18 protein-coding genes are annotated in these 20,444 nt (G+C 40.9%); 10 read left to right on the top strand and 8 right to left on the bottom strand.

Features of this window, described 5'->3' with window-relative positions:
* Positions 1-89: 89 nt before the first annotated feature.
* The gene (locus AB1A03_RS10815) at positions 90-4,139 is read right to left on the bottom strand and encodes a trypsin-like serine protease (protein WP_354624664.1); all 4,050 of its coding nucleotides are present in this window, start codon (positions 4,137-4,139) and stop codon (positions 90-92) included.
* Positions 4,140-4,784: 645 nt separating this feature from the next.
* On the opposite strand from AB1A03_RS10815, the gene AB1A03_RS10820 reads away from it, so the two are divergent.
* Complete coding sequence (locus AB1A03_RS10820) at positions 4,785-6,560, top strand: choice-of-anchor I family protein (RefSeq protein ID WP_354624665.1); 1,776 nt, start codon at positions 4,785-4,787, stop codon at positions 6,558-6,560.
* A 94-nt stretch (positions 6,561-6,654) separates the two neighbouring features.
* Here AB1A03_RS10820 and panD read toward each other — a convergent pair whose 3' ends face one another.
* From panD to dksA, 7 genes are all read right to left on the bottom strand, one after another.
* Positions 6,655-7,035 carry an aspartate 1-decarboxylase gene (gene panD / locus AB1A03_RS10825; RefSeq protein ID WP_354624666.1) on the bottom strand — a complete coding sequence of 127 codons (381 nt, stop codon included), beginning with the start codon at positions 7,033-7,035 and terminating at the stop codon, positions 6,655-6,657.
* 72 nt (positions 7,036-7,107) lie between these two features.
* Positions 7,108-7,959, bottom strand: coding sequence for a pantoate--beta-alanine ligase (gene panC, locus AB1A03_RS10830; protein ID WP_354624667.1), 852 nt, complete (start codon positions 7,957-7,959; stop codon positions 7,108-7,110).
* 15 nt (positions 7,960-7,974) lie between these two features.
* Positions 7,975-8,769 (bottom strand): 3-methyl-2-oxobutanoate hydroxymethyltransferase, encoded by a 795-nt coding sequence (gene panB / locus AB1A03_RS10835; protein ID WP_354624668.1) that lies wholly within the window; start codon positions 8,767-8,769, stop codon positions 7,975-7,977.
* Positions 8,770-8,802: 33 nt separating this feature from the next.
* Entirely contained in the window at positions 8,803-9,285 is a 483-nt protein-coding gene (gene folK, locus AB1A03_RS10840) for a 2-amino-4-hydroxy-6-hydroxymethyldihydropteridine diphosphokinase (protein WP_354624669.1), read from the bottom strand.
* Positions 9,278-10,660, bottom strand: a complete 1,383-nt coding sequence (pcnB, locus tag AB1A03_RS10845) for a polynucleotide adenylyltransferase PcnB (protein WP_354624670.1) — start codon at positions 10,658-10,660, stop codon at positions 9,278-9,280. The genes folK and pcnB overlap by 8 nt, the downstream gene beginning before the upstream one ends.
* A 120-nt stretch (positions 10,661-10,780) precedes the next feature.
* Positions 10,781-11,683, bottom strand: a complete 903-nt coding sequence (gene gluQRS / locus AB1A03_RS10850; protein WP_354624671.1) for a tRNA glutamyl-Q(34) synthetase GluQRS — start codon at positions 11,681-11,683, stop codon at positions 10,781-10,783.
* Positions 11,684-11,752: 69 nt separating this feature from the next.
* Entirely contained in the window at positions 11,753-12,202 is a 450-nt protein-coding gene (gene dksA, locus AB1A03_RS10855; protein ID WP_354624672.1) for an RNA polymerase-binding protein DksA, read from the bottom strand.
* A gap of 449 nt (positions 12,203-12,651) precedes the next feature.
* Between dksA and AB1A03_RS10860 the strand changes: the two genes are divergently transcribed.
* The 9 genes from AB1A03_RS10860 (at position 12,652) to AB1A03_RS10900 (ending at position 20,418) form a co-directional block, all read left to right on the top strand.
* Positions 12,652-12,960 (top strand): hypothetical protein, encoded by a 309-nt coding sequence (locus AB1A03_RS10860; RefSeq protein ID WP_354624673.1) that lies wholly within the window; start codon positions 12,652-12,654, stop codon positions 12,958-12,960.
* 8 nt (positions 12,961-12,968) lie between these two features.
* Positions 12,969-14,963, top strand: coding sequence for an ATP-dependent helicase HrpB (gene hrpB, locus AB1A03_RS10865; protein WP_354624674.1), 1,995 nt, complete (start codon positions 12,969-12,971; stop codon positions 14,961-14,963).
* Positions 14,882-15,163, top strand: coding sequence for an ATP-dependent helicase C-terminal domain-containing protein (locus tag AB1A03_RS10870; protein ID WP_354625297.1), 282 nt, complete (start codon positions 14,882-14,884; stop codon positions 15,161-15,163). The genes hrpB and AB1A03_RS10870 overlap by 82 nt, the downstream gene beginning before the upstream one ends.
* A 243-nt stretch (positions 15,164-15,406) precedes the next feature.
* Positions 15,407-17,002, top strand: a complete 1,596-nt coding sequence (locus tag AB1A03_RS10875) for a transglycosylase domain-containing protein (protein ID WP_354624675.1) — start codon at positions 15,407-15,409, stop codon at positions 17,000-17,002.
* Complete coding sequence (locus tag AB1A03_RS10880; protein WP_354625298.1) at positions 16,942-17,553, top strand: penicillin-binding transpeptidase domain-containing protein; 612 nt, start codon at positions 16,942-16,944, stop codon at positions 17,551-17,553. The genes AB1A03_RS10875 and AB1A03_RS10880 overlap by 61 nt, the downstream gene beginning before the upstream one ends.
* Before the next feature lies 1 nt (position 17,554).
* Positions 17,555-17,944 carry a SufE family protein gene (locus AB1A03_RS10885; protein WP_354624676.1) on the top strand — a complete coding sequence of 130 codons (390 nt, stop codon included), beginning with the start codon at positions 17,555-17,557 and terminating at the stop codon, positions 17,942-17,944.
* Positions 17,945-17,956: 12 nt separating this feature from the next.
* Positions 17,957-18,700, top strand: coding sequence for a DUF3108 domain-containing protein (locus AB1A03_RS10890; RefSeq protein ID WP_354624677.1), 744 nt, complete (start codon positions 17,957-17,959; stop codon positions 18,698-18,700).
* Positions 18,701-18,725: 25 nt separating this feature from the next.
* Positions 18,726-19,667, top strand: coding sequence for a 23S rRNA (adenine(1618)-N(6))-methyltransferase RlmF (gene rlmF / locus AB1A03_RS10895; protein WP_354624678.1), 942 nt, complete (start codon positions 18,726-18,728; stop codon positions 19,665-19,667).
* 19 nt (positions 19,668-19,686) lie between these two features.
* On the top strand, positions 19,687-20,418 hold the full coding sequence (locus AB1A03_RS10900) for a GGDEF domain-containing protein (RefSeq protein ID WP_354624679.1): 732 nt from the start codon (positions 19,687-19,689) through the stop codon (positions 20,416-20,418).
* Positions 20,419-20,444: the final 26 nt, after the last annotated feature.

Here is a 20,444-nt window from a genome sequence, read left to right on the forward strand (position 1 = left end):
GAGCTACAAAAAAAGGGGGCTGTATTTTCATACAACATCCCCTTTGTGTTATTCAGTGTAGTGGTAAGGTAATTAAAATTACCCCATTTTTACACTTTAAACTTCATTCTGAAAAATAGAAGCGTTAACAGTAGTAATAAGTATTCCGTGGCACCACCAGCACTATTTTCAGTCGCTGTCTCTGCATTGTTTGCCAATGAACTTGCAGAACCTGCTTCGTCAGCAAGTGAATAATCAGCGTCATTAAAGTCTGTTATTTTGTTTGCGTAGCCAAATACTTCTACCTCCGCTAAGCTAAGGTAATTTTGGCCATTTAACTGCACGCGTACCGTATAGACATCATCGGAATAGATATTGATCTCTGTCTTGGTAATCGCCATACCTGGATGCTCCTCAGAGGCGAGTACATTACCGTCAATATCCAGTAAGTCCACGTGGAAGTTACTCAATCGATTGCTGCAACAGTCGGTGCGGTTCCAAAGGACGACTCTATTGACCTGATGCGCGCCACCCAAATCAACTTTCCACCAAGCTTGATGGTCATTAAGAGTATGCGTTAAAGAGGCCGAAGACCAGTTTCCGTCTGTATTACCATCCACTGCGCGTGATGCCGTAATATTCGAGTAATTCGACGATTGACTGGTACTCTTATGTAAAGCAATATTGGACTCGGTTTGGTCATAGCCACCACCCGGGTTGTTTTCACTCACGGTGCCATCGCCAACAAATACTTGTACTTCTGCTAAGATTAGCGCTCCTGTTCCATTTAACTGTACGCGGACTGCGTAGACTCCTGAGGCAGATAAATCAAATTCTGTTTTGACCCCCGCTGTCCCAGAGTGCTGTCTTGTTACAATTACATTGCCTTTGACATCCAATAAGTCGACGTGAAAATCAGTTAATTGGTCTGGATCAACATCGGTATTGTTCCAAATCACCACTTTATTAACCGTACTTGCACCATCTAGTGTAACTTTCCACCAAGCGTTAGCTTCACTATTGGTATGTCCCAGTGATACATAGCCCCATCTTCCGTCTGTATTACCGTCCACTACATACGATGATAGTGCATCGGCATAGGTCGATGATTGGCTGGTGTTTCTATACAAGGCTATATTGTCATCGGAGTCGGTTGGGTCATACCCCTCTTCGTAGCCAATGCCATTAATTAAGTCAGTTCCAATGACTTCTACTTCTGCTAAGCATAGGTAACCTTGTCTGTTTTTCTGCACACGTACCGCATGGACACCAATGCCTGATACGTCGATATCAGTCTTGCTACCCGCTGTGCCAGGATAATGTTTTGTTGCGATAACGTTATTATCAACATCGAGTAAATCGACGTTAAAGTCTGTTAAAAATTGCAGATAAGCTTCTTCAGTGCTATTCCAAAGCGTCACTTTATTAACCTTGCGCGCACCGCCAAGTTCAACTTTCCACCATGCATTCATATCGTTGCCTGTACGAGTAGTAGAGTAATCTCCCCAAATTCCACTGGTATTGCCATCTACAGCACGATCAGAAATTGCGCTAACACCATAAGTCGACGATTGGCTAGTCTCTCTACCTAAGGCAAGGTTGCTTGGTACCGTTGTGGACAAAATGTTTTCAGGTTGTTCGCTTTCGATAAAAGACATTTTATCAAGATTCGGACCACCGTTGCCTCCAGCAACCACTCTAATGGTATTATAGCCACTGACTAATGGAACGACGATTGACTCAGTATTCCAGGTCGACCAATTTGCCGTTCTCGCAAAATTCAGTGTACCGATAGTATTGCCATTGTGGATCACTTTACTTGGACGCCTACTGCTACCCGCTGCGTAGCGGAAGTCGAGTTGATAATCACCTGAATTGGAGACGTAAATATTATTCCATTCAAGATAACTTTCATTGCCGCCATAATCCATGAAGGCGGTGCCAGTATAACCAAATGCCCCCGTTCCTGAAGAGACGTTCCACCTACTCGTATAATCTTCTGCCTGATATTCCTGCGTATTAATACTATCATCACCGCCGTCGAATTGAGCTGCAAGGGCAACATCGTTTGCGGGCATTATTAATGTAGTGCTCTCTGAGAGTAAACTATCAATAGTAGGAGTACCTGATTTTACTAGCCATTCGACAAAATATTGGTCATAAGCCGGATTGGCATCAATGGCCACAGGTGTACCTGACGGATAATTACCACTGCCACTTCCCCCAATTACTTTCAGCGTGTAAAGCGGTTTGTTCTTGTACGTTGAGCTTAAGGTCACTGCATGTGCAGGCATTGTTAACGTAGTAATTTCGTCGGTTCTACTGGTGATAAGAGGATCACCCGACAATACAAACCATCGATCAAAAACCTTACCGTAAGGCGACTGGTTGGCCTGAATGGTTACTACATCACCCACTTTGTAATCGCCATTGAGACCGCCATTCTGTACTGTCAGTCTATAAGTCGGTTCTGATATTGGCTTATAGGTTGCAGTGATAGTGACAGGCAATGACTGCATCATTAAGTAACTGGTTGAAGCAGTGAGATCTAGATTCCAAGGATCCCCCGCATTCACAACCCATTTATCAAAGATTTTACCGGCAGGGGCTGTGTTGGCAGTGACGGTTAAAGTAGTGCCTGATAGATAAGTACCGCTGCCACTGCCATTGTTTACTTTCAGTGTCAGGTTTTTTAACGCCTTGTACATTGCCGTTACTTCTACCGCACTTGCTGGCATCGTAATGAAGGTGCTAAATTGGTTTATATTAGTTATCTGAGTATTACCGGAATTGACTACCCACCGATCAAACTCTTGACCATAGGGTGCCATGTGGGCTGTGATCAGAACACTTTCCCCCACTGTATAGCTAGCACTGCCACTGCCACTGTTTACAGTCAGATAATAATTTGACGACCCGACTTCTTTATAGGTTGCCGTTATCGTTACAGAAGTTGCTGGCATTGTTAAAGTCGTGGTTGATCCGCTGCTATTGGCTATTTGAGGGTTACCATTAGTTACGACCCAGTGGTCAAAGGCTTGACCCGCTGGCGCAGTATTGGCGTTAATCGTTACGTTTGTACCCGCAGCATAACTCGCACTGCCACTGCCATTGTTTACAGTCAGATAATAATTTGACGACCCGACTTCCTTATAGGTTGCCGTTACCGTTACAGAAGTTGCTGGCATTGTTAAAGTCGTGGTTGATCCGCTGTTATTGGCTATTTGAGGGTTACCATTAGTTACGACCCAGTGGTCAAAGACTTGACCCGCTGGCGCAGCATTGGCGTTAATCGTCACGTTTGTACCTACAGCGTAGCTATTACTACCACTGCCACCATTAACGGTGAGGGTGTAATTTATTGGTTGCGCACTACCTGTATATTGGTTGATCCAGCTTGTAAAGGTAGATACGCGAGTATAATAACCATATTGCCCAGGATCCGCACAACCATTACCGTGACTGACGATACCTATTTGAGTGCCGTTGCCTGTAAACAATGGGCCACCAGAATCACCTTGACAGGAATCTTTTCCGCCAGCGGCATAACCTGCGCAAAGCATGTTTTCGGTCGCATTACATACACTGCTAGATGCTATTGGCACATCTACTTTTAGTAAAATATCTGAAGCTGGACCGCCATGGTATATTGCTCCCCAACCGGTAACCGTAGCCATCGAGCCTGTGTTGGCACTGCCAAAACTAACGGATGGGTATATTGAATCTATCGGCAGATTGGTTTTGACAAGGGCTATATCATAACTACTATCAGTGGCATAATTAGGGTGTGGTATTTTTTCAACGATAGTAAGGCGTTGAGTTCCATTCGTATCGTTTTTATTGTAAAGCCCCATCACCGCAGAGTCGAGGTAAGCGACACAGTGGGCTGCTGTTAAAATATAATAACGACTGACCACCGATCCCCCACAGAGATGATATCCACCATTCTGTAGAGAGACCATAAACGGGAACTCTCCAGGACTCGCCTGCTGACCACCAACGATTTTGGCGAGCATCTGTTTATCTTCGATGGGCATTAGGTCTGAGCCCGTTGCACCGGCATTGGTGGTAAAAAGGCTAAACAGAAAAGTAAATAGGATCAAAAAATAGATCTTTTGCATCCTAGATATTTTCTGTTTAAATAAAAATACACTATCCATTTATAAACTTCCTTATCAAATATTTTAATGTAATCCTGAAAAAGATCGACGCTTAATCAGAAATGTCATTCAACATTAAATGACCACGACCATACCAGAATTTAAAATCCCGGTATTTCATAGACATCGAGTGATTGTCTCGATGGCTCCGTAGAGATGATTGATTGGTCATTAATAAAAAGAGATTAATGACGAGCCTTGTTTCAAATTTCAGATATGAAATATTTTTGAAACCCAATTGACAAATTACTTGCATGAAACAAAAATAACTGTCAATCAATAATCATCAATGCAAAATAATTAAATCATATAAGTGTCATTTGAAAACGAGAGAAAGCGCTTACTTTTTTATTTATGATTGTTATATTTATGTAACAATGGGAGCTAACTATCTTTTTGTATCGTTTTTATTGATTAAATTTCTACCGAAAACTTATCGCTAAATTAATAAAACGGCTAGCGTTGTGTCTTGCTGCACACTTTGTAAAATTAATATTGACAAGGGGGTATATTTGATTTGTTATTTTTTCTTTTGTTGATGCTAAGTAATGATTTGCTCTATAAAAAGATTAACTTTTCAGTTTCATTTTCTTGTCATATTTGCCCTGTAAAAAGAAGCCACAATTACTTCTATTTGAGATACTTATGAAACTTAACTTACTGACTTCTATTATTCTATCTTCCTCGTTGATGGGGTGTCATTCTACGGATTCGTCGAATCAAGCTTCACATCAAACAATTAAATTAGTCGAGCAAGGTCGTTATCAATCGCATGTTTTTGATGAAAGTGCCGCTGAAATTGTCGCTTTTGATAAAAAATTACAACGTGCTTTTGTTGTTAATGCTGAGTCAGGGCAAGTCGATGTCTTAGATAGCGCGGATATTCGCGAGCCAAAATTATTAAATAGCCTTAATGTTGCCACCGATATTAAATCTCATTTTGATGCGTTTGCGGGAGCGGCGAATAGCGTTGATGTGTTCAATGGTTTGTTAGCCGTTGCCATCGAGGCTAAAAATAAAACTGACGCGGGCTGGGTGGCTTTTTACGATACGCAAACGTTAACTTTTATTAAAGCGCTGTATGTTGGTTCATTACCTGACATGTTAACATTTTCAGCAAATGGTAAACAGCTGGTGGTCGCCATTGAAGGGGAGCCTTCCGATAATAATTACGCTGTTGACCCGATTGGGGAAATTGCCATTATTGATATTGATTGGCAAGGTGGTGCATTGTCCACCGCTTTAACGCGTCTTAATTTTGAGCAGTTTAACCGTGCTGGTGACCGTTTTGGTGAGCTGCCTGATCAGCTTGTATTAAATGGTTTTAACGCATCTGTGGCGCAAGATTTAGAGCCTGAATATGTGGCGATTAATAAAGATAGCAGTAAAGCTTATGTGAGTTTACAAGAAAATAATGCGATTGCGGTGATTTCTCTGACCGAGAAAAAGATTGAAAAAATTATTGCACTCGGTTTTAAAGATCATCTACAGCCGGGTAATGAGTTAGACGGCAATGATAAAGATGGACAGGCGATGTTAAAAAGTGAGCCTGCTTGGGGCATGTATCAGCCCGATTCGGTTGCGGTGGTGACGATGGCAGGAATAGACTATTTGATAACAGCCAATGAAGGTGATGATCGTAGTGACTGGATCAGCGACTTAAATCAGGCTGAATGTGAAGCTGGTCATTACTATTTTAATTTAGAAGATAAAGCTTGTGCCGATGATATTAAATTAAAAGATGCCTTGGATAGTAGGGTTTATAATCCATTGAGTGCGACTAATCGTCTCGATTTCAGTGAGTTTACTGAACTCGGTAGTCAAGCAGATGCTGTTAAACGTTTAAAATTCTCTTATTCTGCGACTAAACAGTTTGGCGATATTAATGGCGATGGAAAAATAGACAGGTTATTGACCTTTGGCGGCCGTTCATTCTCTATTTGGAATATGCAAACAGGAGAACTTACCTTTGACTCTGGCAGTGATTTTGAGCGTATTACGGCAGAAAAGTATGGCGCAAACTTTAATCAGACGCACAGCAAAAATAAAGCGGAAGATAGAAGCGCTAAAAAAGGTCCTGAGCCTGAAGCATTAACGACGGCGGTGATTGAAGGTAAAGCCTATGCCTTTATCGGTTTAGAGCGTATGGGGGGGATCATGGTGTACGATATCAGTGAACCCGCTCAAGCTAGGTTTGTTCAATATTTAAATAATCGAGATTTATCGCTGGACCCCAAAGATAATAGCGAGCTTAATGAACAGGGGAAAAAGATCTATGCGGTTGATGCGGGGGATTTAGGGCCTGAGGGAATGCGCTTTGTTGCCGCGCAAGATAGTCCAACGAATAGCCCAATATTAATTGTTGCCAATGAAGTTAGCGGTACAACTAGTTTTTATCGCATTGATACGACTCAGTTGTAGAAATCAGGGGGGGGGTAAATAAAAAATCCGCAACTAGCCTGCTAATTGCGGATTTTTTTATAAGATTTATTAGTACTCTGTTAAACAGATTTAATTAAGCAACCTGTACGGGTACATCTTTACTTGTACGAACAACATTATTTTGTGCATCTAAGTACACTAAGCTGGGCTTATGTTGCGCAATTTCCGCATCATTTAGGCTTGCATAGGTACAGATGATAATACGATCGCCGACCGCTGCCATGCGAGCTGCTGCACCATTTAATGAAATCATTTTCGAGCCGCGTTCACCAACAATTGCGTAGGTTGAAAAGCGCGCGCCATTCTCAATGTTGTAAATCGTAATTTGCTCGTACTCTAAAATGCCAGCCTGATCAAGCAGATCTTGGTCAATAGCACATGAACCTTCGTAATTAAGTTCAGCATGAGTCACACGAGCTTGGTGAAGTTTGCCGGTTAGCATTGTTTTTTGCATACAAAAACCTTTCTATTTTGTGATAATTCGAGCAGGTTGCGACTATAAAGTAAAATGCTTAGCGGTGCAAATTTATACACAAGTCACAACGATATTATCAATTAAACGTGTTGAGCCTAAAAAAGCAGCCATAAGGATCACAACTTCTTTACTTTCCTCTGTCATTGGCTGTAGTGTGTGGCTATCAACAATATGAATAGCATCATTTTTAAAGCCCGCATTTTCTAGTTCAATGACCGCCTGCTCGATTAATGTTGTGTGTTCAACTTGTTGCTTTTGAACATCTATTGCGAGTTTATTCATCACCTTTGCCAGTAATGGAGCGATCTCTTTCTCTGCACTACTGAGTTTATTATTCCGTGAACTCATCGCCAAGCCCGTCGTTTCTCGCACTGTTGCCACTGGGATGATCTCAATCGGCATCGCTAAATCAGTGACCATTTGTTTAACAATCGCGAGTTGTTGAAAGTCTTTCTCACCAAAACAGGCAAAATCAGGCTGTACCAAGTTGAACAGTTTGTTAACGATGGTGGTCATCCCGCGAAAATGACCCGGGCGAAGTTCTCCCTCTAAACAGTCACTTAAAACGGGCACTTCGACATAGGTTTGTTTTTCTAAACCATTGGGGTAGATAACATCTGCTGTTGGAGTGAATACAATATCCACGTCTTGTGCTTCGAGTGCTTGTATATCTTCAGCGAGGGTTCTTGGGTAATTTTGTAAATCCTGTGCGTTATTAAATTGCATTGGATTAACGAAAATGCTGACAACGATAATGTCTGCTTTTTTCTTAGCCTCATCCACTAACTGTAAATGGCCTTGGTGTAAGTTGCCCATGGTAGGCACGAAGGCAACACTTTTCCCTTGTTGCTTCAATTGCTTTATCTTTTCCCGCAATTGTAAAGGATTCTCAATAGTCAGCATGTCGGTATTCTTTTTTTAGTAAAAACTGTGTTCAGCGGTAGGGAAAGTGCCGTTTTCCACCTGTTCTTTATAGAGTGCAACAGCTCGGCGAATATCACCGGTCTCAATTAAGAAATTTTTGGAAAATTTGGGGCAGAAGCCGGCTGAAATACCAAAGGCATCATGCATCACCAAAATTTGTCCATCGGTTTCATTGCCTGCACCAATACCAATAACGGGTATTTGCAATGCCTCACTGACACGCGCGGCCAGCGGAACGGGGACGCATTCTAATACTAAAAGTTGAACGCCTGCTTTTTCTAGTTGTAATGCATCTTTAATTAGTAAATCGGCTTGCTCTTCACTGCGCCCTTGTACTTTGTAACCACCAAAAACATTGACCGATTGTGGGGTTAGACCGAGATGTCCACATACGGGGATGCCTCGTTCGACTAAACCTTTTATGCTTGACGCAAGCCATTCTCCACCTTCTAATTTAACCATGTTGGCACCAGAGCGCATTAGGGTCGCTGCATTGCTATAGGTTTGCTCTGGTGTGGCATAACTCATAAAAGGTAAGTCTGCGATAATAAGTGCATTTTTTGCGGTACTGGCAACGGATTGGGTATGATATTTAATATCATCAACCGTCACGGGAAGTGTGGAATCATGCCCTTGAAGTACCATTCCTAATGAATCACCTATTAATAGTACTTGAATACCAGCTTGATCGAAAATGGCAGCAAAACTTGCATCATAAGCTGTAATACAGGTTATTTTTTGCTTGTTTTGTTTCATTTTTACTAAACCAGAAACGCTAATTTTAGCCATGATGACTCCTAAATAAGAAATGTATTTTATTTTCTATTCGTTAATGATGGTTAAGTTGTTTCTATCACATTGTTTTACTAATTGTGATAGCACACTACCATCGGGTAGTTGTAGATCTGCTGCTATTTCTAATAGGGGGTAAAGAACAAATTCACGTACTTTCATTCCATAATGCGGAACGGTTAGGCGCGCGTTATTTATCTGTTCATCGCCATACAATAAAATATCCAGATCTAAGGTGCGCGGTCCCCAGCGGTTTTCCTTGCGTACTCGTCCTTGTGTTTGTTCTATTGCTTGCAAGTTGTCTAATAATTCAAGTGCCGACAATTGCGTGTTAAGGTGCGCCACTGCATTCACGTAATCAGGCTGGTCTTGCGGTCCCATCGGCGTGCTACTGTAAAGCGAAGAAACCGTCACTAGCTCTGTGTTAGGCAGCGCTTTTAGTGCTTCAATAGCCTGTTTTATTTGCAAGATGGGCGTCGCTTGATTGCTACCTATACCGATATAACTATTCACTTTTATTTACCGTTTTGTCTGCACGTTTAGGCTTATGGTATCTACGTTTTTTAGGCCTTTTGTTTGCGTCAGGTTTATATTCAGTGGCCTTATTAATTTGCTGGCGACCGTGGTCATGCTCAGGCAATTTATTATGCAGTTGATACTCCTGCCACCAAGCGGTTAACTCTGCTAATTCAGTCGTCTGTTCGACTTTCGCTCGCAAGGATAAGAAATCGAAGGCCGCTCGGAATTTAATATGTTGATAAACGCGCTGTGCACGTTTTCCGCCAAAACGAGGTAAACGCAACTGTAGCATCCAAATATCACGAATTGTCGCCGTAAAACGTTTCGGGATAGCAATCGTTTTTACTTGAATATTGAGCACTTCATTCATGGCTAATAAAAAGGCGTCGTGATATTCAATGCCACTTTCAAAGCTCATCTCTTGCGCACGTTGCTCAAGCGGATACCATAACATAATGGCGTAAATATAGGCCGGGGTAACTCGCTGCCTTGCTTTTATGCGCGCATCACTGTCACGTAGTGCTTGCTCAATGATAGCGGTCGCTTTATCGTCTTCCCCATCTTTAAATAGAATGGGGAATAGCATCTGTAGTAGCTTGTATTCTTTTAATAGTCGGTAGGTTGTTAAACCATGTCCAGAAAGTAGCAATTTAATGACTTCATCAAAATGACGCGCTGCTGGAATATCTTGTAGAAGCGGTGCTAAACGTCGGATCGGCTCAGCACACTCTGTACTGATGGTTAGATCCAATTTTCCTGCAAAGCGGATCGCTCGTAGCATGCGCACGGGATCTTCTCGGTAACGTACTTCGGGATCGCCAATCAGCGTTAATTTTCGTTCTGCTAAATCGTCCATACCACCGCAGAAATCATAAAGGGCGAAGTCTGCTATATCATAGTAGAGGGCGTTAACGGTGAAGTCGCGTCGTTCTGCATCTTCCTCTAATGAGCCATAGACATTATCGCGGAGTAACATGCCTGCTTGAGATTGTTTAACTTTTTGTTTATCTTGGGCATGGTTGTCATCGTGATGACCACGGAAAGTGGCAACTTCAATGACTTCGCGTCCAAATAGAATATGAGCTAAGCGGAATCGGCGACCAATTAAGCGACAGTTACGAAATAAGGCTTTCACTTCTTCGGGGGTTGCATCTGTTGTGATATCGAAATCTTTTGGTTTCAAACCAAGTAGTAAATCGCGAACGCCACCGCCAACCAATAAGGCACGAAATCCGGCATTATGCAGTCGATACAGTACCTTTAGGGCATTTTCATCGATATTTTTGCGTGAGATAGAGTGTTGCTCACGTGGAATTTTGTATTGCTCTAACGTTGCCGTTGGTGTTTGCTTCTGTTGCTTGCTAAACACTTTTTTAACGAATGTAGTTAATCGTTTAATAACTTTATCCTCGAAGACTGCGATTCATGTAGCTTAAAAAAAATCAAGCGCTTATTTTATGTGCGTGGCTCATTAAAAACAAATTAATTTTTAAATTTGAATTTCTAACTGTTTTGTTATTTTCTGTAAAGACCAATTAGCAACGGCCGATTTTAGTATATTTTCACAACTGCTTACGTCTGTGTCCGCTGATACCGGGTTGCCGAGAAAGCTGAGTGCCTTAAGCAATGTGGGAATAGGATCTCTGCGGTCAATCGCTAGGGCATGATTTTGTTTGGATAATTTTTTACCCGGTGAGGTAACTGCAACGGGTAAATGAATATAGTTTGCTGCAGGTGCATCTAATAATTGGTATAAAGATAACTGCTTGCCCGTTGTCTCTAATAGGTCAGCGCCACGTACTATTTCTGTTATGCCCTGCTCAATATCATCGATGACAACAGCGAGATTATAAGCATATAGGCCATCTTTACGTTTAATAATAAAATCTTCTTCGGCTTGCCTTTTATTAAAGTGTACCTCGCCCTGCAGTTGATCATAAAAATAGCTAATAGGATGGGATAATTTACTTAAATTTATCCGTAAGGCATTATTTGTTATGGGTAAATTTTTTTCTCGGCATTGGCCAGAGTAGATGCCGCCCTGTTGCTTAATCATTTGTCGAGTGCAGCTACAACCATAACACATTGCTTGTTTATTAAGTTGTGAAAGAATCTCTTCATAGGCCTCACTGCGCTCGCTTTGATAAACAACCTTGCCATCCCAATGTAATCCATAGGCTTCTAAAGTCCGGAGAATATCATCACTTGCACCTGTGACTTCACGAGGTGGGTCGATATCTTCAATGCGCACATGCCAAAGGCCTTGTTGTGATTTGGCTTGTAAATAGCTACCTAGGGCGGCGATAAGAGAGCCAAAATGCAAACTTCCTGAAGGAGAGGGGGCAAAACGTCCTCGATAGCTTATTTTTGGGCTGGATAGGGAATGAGACAAAAGTTGATACCTTGTAAACAAATACGGTTAACCTAAAGCTAACCGTATTTTGGCATAGACTATTCGTGATTAACCAATAATTTGTTTTTCTTTAATTTCAGCTAATGTTTTGCAATCGATACATAAATCAGCAGTTGGGCGCGCTTCTAAGCGGCGAATACCAATTTCAATGCCACAAGATTCACAGTAACCAAAATCATCTTCTTCTATTTTTTTCAGTGTTTTAGATATTTTTTTAATTAAACGACGTTCACGGTCACGAGCACGTAACTCTAGGCTGAACTCTTCTTCTTGTGTTGCTCTGTCAACAGGATCAGGGAAGTTCGCTGCTTCATCTTTCATGTGATCAACGGTGCGGTCAACTTCTTCGCGCAGTTGTGTACGCCATGCTTCTAAAATTTTAGTAAAGTGCTGGCGTTGCGCTTTATCCATGTATTCTTCGCCGCTTTTTGCTGTATACGGCTCCACACCGGCAAGGGCTAAAATACCTAAAGTTTTTTTACTATCGTTAGTGGGCATTGAAAATTCCTTAATAAATGCTTAATCGCGTGAAGTTGCTGGCATCATTCAGTGGTAAATAGAATTAATATTGCAGAAAATTGCCATAAAATGACTCTGCTTATTTTTTGCGGCTATCTATAGCAAGTATTAACCACCTAGTCAAATTAAATGCATAATTAGGCATTAATTTGATCTGTTTTTATGTGAGAAGGCAAACATTAGATAATTGCCTTAACTTATTTTCTATTGGTTGATATTGCCGCGATGTCACCACTCAATTTTTATATTAGCAGCGCCTTGTAAATCTATTTTATTGATGATAAAACCGCTATTAATTCCCTCATTATATAGCTTATATCAAGCTTTGCCTCATTGAGGTGACGAAATCTACGTTAAGTTAGCGTAAGCTAGCCCGATATCGCATAGATACGAATTAATACCATTCACTTACTTAGGCTATTTTAGACGTGCTTCCGATCCATCATTTTATTACGCAAATACAGACAGAGCTTACTCAATCCAACGCATTGGTACTTCAGGCTGAGCCCGGTGCGGGTAAATCAACAGCTGTGCCATTGGCATTACTCGATGCGCCTTTTTTAGGTGGGAAAAAGATTATTTTATTAGAGCCGCGACGTGTCGCTGTTAAGTCGATCGCCTTCTATCTCGCGAAACAGTTGGGGGAAAGTGTCGGCCAACGCATTGGTTATCAGATTCGTAACGAGTGTAAGCGTTTGCTAATACGCAGCTGGAAATTGTTACTGAGGGGGTATTAACGCGTCGTTTGCAAAAGGACCCAGAGTTGAGTGGGGTGGGGTTGATTATTTTTGATGAATTTCATGAGCGGTCAATTCATGCTGATTTAGCATTAATGTTAGCCTTGGAAGTGCAACAAGCCTATCGCGATGATTTAAAATTATTAGTCATGTCTGCGACGATAGATGCTGATTTACTTGCCAATTACCTGAATAACGCGCCGATTATTAGCTGCCCTGGGCGAACTTACCCCGTTGCCATTGACTATATCAATAATCCTACAACTTACCTTGAACAGCAAGTGATGCAGGCGCTGAGAGTTGTTTTAAATGAGATTAATATGGGCGATATATTAGTTTTTTTACCCGGGCAAGGGGAGATAAAACGGCTGTTAAAATTGGCTAAGGAGCAATTAGATTCGAACATCGAGTTCCTGCCATTATATGGCGCATTACCACTGGCACAGCAAGAGTTGGTGCTTAGTAAAACAGTTGAGCATCAACGTCGAGTGATATTTTCGACGAATATTGCTGAAACCAGTTTAACGATTACAGGTATTACTTGTGTCATTGATTCTGGTTTAGAAAAACAGTTAAATTTTGATGTTAAAAGCGGATTGTCTCGGCTAGATACAACGCATATATCTAAAGCGTCAGCCACACAACGAGCTGGGCGAGCCGGACGTTTACAAAATGGACGTTGTATTCGCCTATGGAGCGAAGCAAAACAGCATGGATTGCATGAATTTCAAGCCGAAGAGATCACCAATAAAGATTTAAGTAGTTTAGTGCTAGAGCTTTCTGCGTGGGGCGTGACGCAGTTTGATATGGTGAACTGGTTAACGCCTCCTCCTGAACATCACTTTGATGTCGCCTGCACGTTGAATCGATCATTGTCGCTAATGGCGGATCATAATAAGCTAACTCAGCAGGGGGAGTTGGCGCTAACAATGGGGCTAGAACCAAGATTAGCGAGTATGTTGCTGCACTGTGATTCAGCATCGCAACAACATGTCGCCTCTGTTTTGGCGGCATTATTGAGTGAGCGTGATATTTTATTCAATGCCGATAGCGCTGATATTATGGAGCGGGTGATCCTGTTTAATGACTATCTTAAGGATAGAAGAATAGCCAAGCAAAATCAGCGCATTAATATTCACGTATTAGATCAAGTTATCACCTTAGCGAGATCCTTTGCTAAATCGCTGCGCATAGCGATGTTACACGACCCCATGAGTTTGCCAGAATTGAATGCGCAGGTCGGCACCTTGTTACTAAGGGCATATCCTGACCGTCTAGCGAAAATACGCAATGTAAATAGTAATCGCTATTTGCTTGCCAATGGTCGCGGAGTGACGCTTCGTGAGGGTGACGCTTTGCAGGGGTCGCAGTGGCTTGTTGTCTGTGACTGCGATGGTAAAAATAAGGATGGTTACATTTATAGTGCAGCGACCGTTTCCATGGCGCAGATTAACAGTGTGCTGGCATCGTCGTTTAAGACAAATCACCATTACCTATTAGATGATAAAAAAGAGAAGGTGATTGGTAGAGAGCAATTACTTTATCACTCACTGCTGCTGCAAGAAAAAATAGTCAATACCATTCCTGAGAATGATTTTGTAAAATGCGTTGCTGATATTGTAAAGCAGGAGGGGCTTGGGTTTCTTAATTGGACGAAAAAATGTGCAGGGTGGTTAGCAAGGGCTGAGTGGCTAGGCGGCGTAATGGATAGCTTTCCGCCGATTAATGAGCGTTATTTAATGAATGAATTGGAAAACTGGTTTTTGCCTTACATTAGCCACATTAAAACGATTAAACAGCTGAGACAATATCATCTTATCGATTTACTGATGGCAACCTTAACTTGGCAGGAAAGGGAGATGTTAGAGAGCCATGCCCCTGAGTCTCTCTTCATCAAGCCCCTAGTGGAAAATCGATTGCCATTCGCTACGATCCTCATCAAGGGCCGACAGTATCAGTTGTGTTACAGGAGATGTTTGGTCAGTTGTCTTCACCTAAATTAGCCAATAATAGCATAGCAATTCGCTTTGAATTACTTTCTCCTGCATCACGTCCGATTCAAACAACCAGTGATATAGCTAATTTCTGGTGCACCTCCTACTTTGATGTTGCCAAGGAGATGCGTGGACGATACCCGAAACATCGTTGGCCTGAAAAACCCCTCGAGGAACGCCCAGGGCGTTCGATTAAAGTTAGCAAATAACAGGCAATTAATTTTGTCTATGAAGTAGGCGATTAGGGGGATTTAAGGCGTCGCTATCACGATTTACTGTGCAAATTAGTAATTGTAGCAATATGCTTGTTACAATTGTGAACATAGGGATAAATGGGACGCTCTCTCGGTAATTTTTTGTCTATTAAAGCCGATGTCACTGGTTGAGTGAACCGCATCGCGGTTATCGCTAAGTAAAAATATTAATAATAAATACAAGTGGTTGGAAATTGGATGTCACAAAAAAGTCGTGTTACAAAGAAAACAACGAGCAGTAAAAAGAAAGTAACAGCTAAAGGGAAAACGATTAAGCAAACTATTTTGCATTTTATCTGGTCCTTTTTGTGGAAAAGTTCACTCGCTTTGATCGCGGTAATGTTTCTTTTAGGTATCTATTTTGATCGTAAAATTGAACGTAAATTTGATGGTGCAACATGGGCATTGCCAGCGCAAGTTTATGCTCGACCGTTACATTTGCAAGTCGGCAAGGAGTTATCGCCGACATTATTGATAAGTGAATTAAAAACACTCAACTATCGTCCTGTAGAAATAGTGCAAAGTCGAGGGCAGTTTTCAGTTGCAGGCGATCAGGTGACGATTTATCGTCGTGCTTTTACGTTTTCAGATAGACCAGAAAGCGCTGTTAAGATAAATATCCACTTTGATGTTGACAAAATAGTCGCGATTAAAGATAGCAAAGGGCGAGAAATACAATCAATTCGTCTCGACCCATTGCTCTTAACCCGTTTACACTCACAACAGATTGAAGATCGAGTATTTGTTCCCTTTGAAAAAATTCCAGATCTATTTATTGATACATTATTATTGATGGAAGATAGAAATTATTACCATCATCAAGGGGTTTCTCCCTTTGCAATTTTGCGTGCTTTTTTGGTTAATTTTCAAGCCGGGCGGACGGTTCAGGGAGGGAGTACGCTGACCCAGCAGTTAGCTAAAAATGTATTTTTAACACAAGAACGTAGCCTTTGGCGTAAATTTCAAGAAGCCTATATTGCTCTATTATTGGATAGTAAATATAGCAAAGACTTGCTTTTGGAAGCCTATTTAAATCAGGTTTACCTTGCTCAAAATGGCGCAACGGGGATTTACGGTATCGGGCTTGCCAGTGATTTTTATTTTGCTCGTCCGATCAATGAATTACGTATCGAACAGATTGCGTTGCTGGTGGCTATCATTAAAGGACCTTCCTATTATAATCCGCGTCGTAATCCCGAACGGGCGCTCGCGCGGCGAGATCTTGTGTTGCGTGAAATGGTCGATAATAATTTAATATCGGCTGCGGATTATCAATATGCCGTTGCAGACAAGCTTAATTTGAGCGATAGCGGTGCCCTTAATGACCGTGCAAATCCAGCTTTTATTAGTTTGTTGTATAGAGAGTTGCAGGGGAATGTGCCCTCAGCGGTTCGCAATAAAAGTGGTTTACATATTTTTACCTCTATTGATCCGCTTTCACAGTTGCATGCTGAGTATGCTGTACAAAATGGGATAAAGCGCGTTGCTAAAAAGAATCAGCCAGATCTGCAAGGTGCAATGGTCGTTAGTGATAGAGAACATGCAGAGATCCATGCTGTCGTATCGGGTAAAGATGTCAAGTTTAGTGGTTTTAATCGTGCTTTAGATGCCATTAGACCGATCGGTTCATTAGTGAAACCCGTTGTTTACTTGACCGCCCTAGAGGAGGGCTATGGATTAGATTATATTTTAAATGACACTGCTATTGTCCTTAAAAATTCAACTGGGCAGCGCTGGCAGCCGAAAATTATGATCGTAAATTCCGTGGGCAAGTTACGCTTGAATATGCCTTAGTACATTCTTTAAATGTCCCAACGGTTAATTTAGGGATGCAGGTTGGATTAAACAATGTGATTGATAATCTCCATAAGATGGGGGTGAAAGAAAAAATATTACCTTATCCTTCCTTGGTATTAGGCAGTGTTTCGCTTTCGCCGATACAGGTTGCACAAATGTACCAAGCGATCACGATGCAGGGGGTGTATGAACCCTTAACAATTATTCGCGCCATTGTATCTAGCGATGGGGAGTTATTATATGCAAGAAAAAATAAAGCATCGCGGATATTTTCCAAGCAAGCCGTCGACAATTTAAATCAAGCATTACATAAAGTTACTAGCGAAGGAACTGCGCGCAGCTTGCGTTGGCGCAATTCTGGCGAGGTGTTTGCAGGTAAAACCGGCACAACAAATGACCTTAATGATAGCTGGTTTGTGGGCTTTGATAACGATGAGTTGGTCACGACCTGGGTGGGTAAAGATAATAATGACAGTGCAGAGCTAACAGGCAGCAGTGGCGCCTTGGTGCTTTTCTCTGATTATATGAAACAGAAAAATAGGCATTAATATGAGCAGTTCATTAATGAGTATCGAGCAGTTGATCGACGCCTTTGCCGAAAATAGAGGCTGGGATAAACAGTATCGTTTAATTATTCAGCTAGGTAAGCAGTTGCCTGCCTTGCATGAAGATGAAAAGAACGATGAAAATCAAGTTAAGGGGTGTGAAAGTCTTGCGTGGTTAGTTGTCGAGCAGCAAGGTGAAGGCTATCATTTTAAAATGGCCAGTGATACGCGAGTGGTGAGTGGTTTAATGATGATCTTATTTATTCTCTTTGAGGGTAAAAATGCACAGCAAATTAAAGCGCTAGATAGTGATGCTGTTTTTCAAAAATTAGGGTTGTTACATCACCTCAGCCCTTCGCAACCAATGGTCTCGTTGCTATTGTTAATAAAATAAAGAGCTTGTAATGTGTTAAAAAAAACGTCTGTTATTGTTGTTTTTTTACTGTCTGCCATGACGCCGTTTTTTATACAGGCTAAGCAGGCTGTTGGTTTTAAAGATTCAAAGCAGCACTATGTTTATAATATTTATTATAAAAATTATTTTATTGGTGAAATTAGCCGCGACATAAGCTATTACAATAACCATATCAGTATCACTAGCCATGCGGATTTATCCTTTTTAAGCTACGATTTTTTTGCCAGCCAAGACTCTCAGCTTTATTGGAGTATCCCTTTACAGCAGGTTTTCGTTAAAAAATTTAATCGGGTGAGTGATGGCTTCGGAATAAGCTACATCCAAGCCGATTTTTTCGATGATGGCCACCGCACTCGGCTTGTCAATAATGGTAAAGAGAGTGAATATATCAGTGAAGTGGGGCGTATATTAGATTTTAACGGGTTAAGCTTGCAGTTAGTTGAGGAATTAAAAAGCGGGCAAGTCAGTTTTGACTATTATATGCAGACGTCCAAGGCCATTATGCACTATTTTTTTGCCGTTAAGGGGCAAGAAGTGATCGATAGTAAATTTGGTAAGCTGACCACATTACGTGTGGAACAAATAAAAAAAAATGATCGAACATTAGTCGCTTGGTTTGCACCGGAGTTAAATTATCAAATGGTGAAATTTCATTATAAGCGAAAGTTATTAGATGTTAGTGGTGTGCTAAGTGAATACTCCGTGATACCAATGGGTATTAACCCTAAACCATAAAAAGATTAAATAGTTTTGGAAATTGATGAAAAATAAACAACAGATTGAAAAAGGTAGGCTACATCCAAGAAATTTACACTCACAAGGGTATGATTTTAAAAAGCTATGCACTATTAGTCCTGCGTTAACGGAGTTTGTTATTCGCAATCCAGATGGTCGTGATACTATCGATTTTGCTAATTCTAATGCGGTGTTAGCTCTTAACCAAGCGCTATTAAAGTGTTTTTATCATGTTGATTTTTGGCAAATACCGACCGGATATTTATCTCCTCCTATTCCTGGTCGTGCCGATTATATTCATTATCTTGCTGATTTATTGGCAGAGTGCAATAACGGCATTGTGCCAACAGGGAAGCAGATCAAAGTTCTTGATATAGGCAGTGGTGCCAATTGTATTTATCCTATTCTTGGTAGCCAACTCTATGGCTGGTCATTTCGTGGCAGTGATATCGATTCGTTAGCCGTTAAAACAGCTAATTTAATCGTCACCTCAAACCCACAATTATCACCCTTTGTGAAGTTAGTTTTACAGAAAAATAAAAATGCAATTTTCGATGGTATTATTAAAAAACAAGATCGCTTTGCATTAACGATGTGTAACCCACCATTTCATGCCTCTAAAGCCGAGGCAATGGCGAGTAATGCAAGAAAGGTCAATAATTTAAGTAAAGATAAAAAAACAGTTGATGTATCGCTTAATTTTGCAGGGCAAGATAATGAGTTATACTGTGATGGCGGTGAAATTGCATTTTTGAAAGAGATGGTTCGTGAAAGCAAAAATTATGCAGAACAGGTTGTTTGGTTTACTAGCCTTGTTTCCAAGTCTGAAAATATTGCTGTACTTAAAAAATATCTGCTAAAAATGGGTGCGATCCAAGTTAGAGTGATTAACATGTCTCAAGGGCAAAAAATAAGTCGTTTGATAGCATGGAGCTTTTTATCTGAAGTAAATCTACAGTTAAATTGAATGCGAAAAAGGAGGGGCTATGCTTAGTAATAAACTGCAAATTAATAAAAAAATAGTAATAGATATCCTGCTTATTACTTTGTTAAACCTCTTTTTCGGTTTTTTATTTTCATCAATAGATATACTCAAATTGGTGCAAGATTATGCCATTAATTATCCGAGTTCTCGCCTGCATATTATTATTCCATTAACTATTACGCTATTAATGAGTGGCTTTTTTTTTGTTCTTCGTCGTTGGCATGATAGTACTAACCTGAATAAATTAGCTAATCAACGTGTAACTAATGACGGTTTAACTAAGCTATACAATCGCCGTACAATGGAGTCAAAAATACAGGAAGAGTGGTGGCGTTTTGTTCGTTATAAGCAGCCCTTTTGTTTGATGCTACTCGATATTGATGATTTTAGAGCGATTAATGATAACTTCGGTCATCGAGATGCGGATCGTCTGATTGTTGAGATTGCCGATAAATTAGTTAAAAATGTCCGCCAGACAGATTTTTGTTCTCGTTGGAGTGGTACTGAATTTTTGATTCTGTGCCCGGTCAGTGAAGTAAGTGCGATGCATTTGGTCGCAGAAAGAGTGCGTACAGATATTTATGGTTTATTAAAGGATGGTGTGGAATTGAGTGTCAGTATTGGCATTTCTGAAGCAGATTTGGATAAATCGCTTGAAGAGTTAATTAAGAATGTTGAATTTGCTATTTATAAAGCTAAAAAAATTGGTGGTAATACCGTTGTTGCTTATTAATACCCATTATCAAGCAATTGCATGAT

The organism is Psychromonas sp. MME2, assembly GCF_040566515.1.
In the GTDB taxonomy this organism is placed as follows: domain Bacteria; phylum Pseudomonadota; class Gammaproteobacteria; order Enterobacterales; family Psychromonadaceae; genus Psychromonas.

Bases quoted from the DNA above. Each gene is read 5' to 3' on its own strand.
- AB1A03_RS10875 (WP_354624675.1), top strand. From the start codon at position 15,407: ATGTCACAAAAAAGTCGTGTTACAAAGAAAACAACGAGCAGTAAAAAG.
- AB1A03_RS10900 (WP_354624679.1), top strand. From the start codon at position 19,687: ATGCTTAGTAATAAACTGCAAATTAATAAAAAAATAGTAATAGATATC.
- AB1A03_RS10815 (WP_354624664.1), bottom strand. From the start codon at position 4,139: ATGGATAGTGTATTTTTATTTAAACAGAAAATATCTAGGATGCAAAAG.
- panB (WP_354624668.1), bottom strand. From the start codon at position 8,769: ATGGCTAAAATTAGCGTTTCTGGTTTAGTAAAAATGAAACAAAACAAG.
- panD (WP_354624666.1), bottom strand. From the start codon at position 7,035: ATGCAAAAAACAATGCTAACCGGCAAACTTCACCAAGCTCGTGTGACT.
- AB1A03_RS10820 (WP_354624665.1), top strand. From the start codon at position 4,785: ATGAAACTTAACTTACTGACTTCTATTATTCTATCTTCCTCGTTGATG.
- rlmF (WP_354624678.1), top strand. From the start codon at position 18,726: ATGAAAAATAAACAACAGATTGAAAAAGGTAGGCTACATCCAAGAAAT.
- dksA (WP_354624672.1), bottom strand. From the start codon at position 12,202: ATGCCCACTAACGATAGTAAAAAAACTTTAGGTATTTTAGCCCTTGCC.
- AB1A03_RS10885 (WP_354624676.1), top strand. From the start codon at position 17,555: ATGAGCAGTTCATTAATGAGTATCGAGCAGTTGATCGACGCCTTTGCC.
- panC (WP_354624667.1), bottom strand. From the start codon at position 7,959: ATGCTGACTATTGAGAATCCTTTACAATTGCGGGAAAAGATAAAGCAA.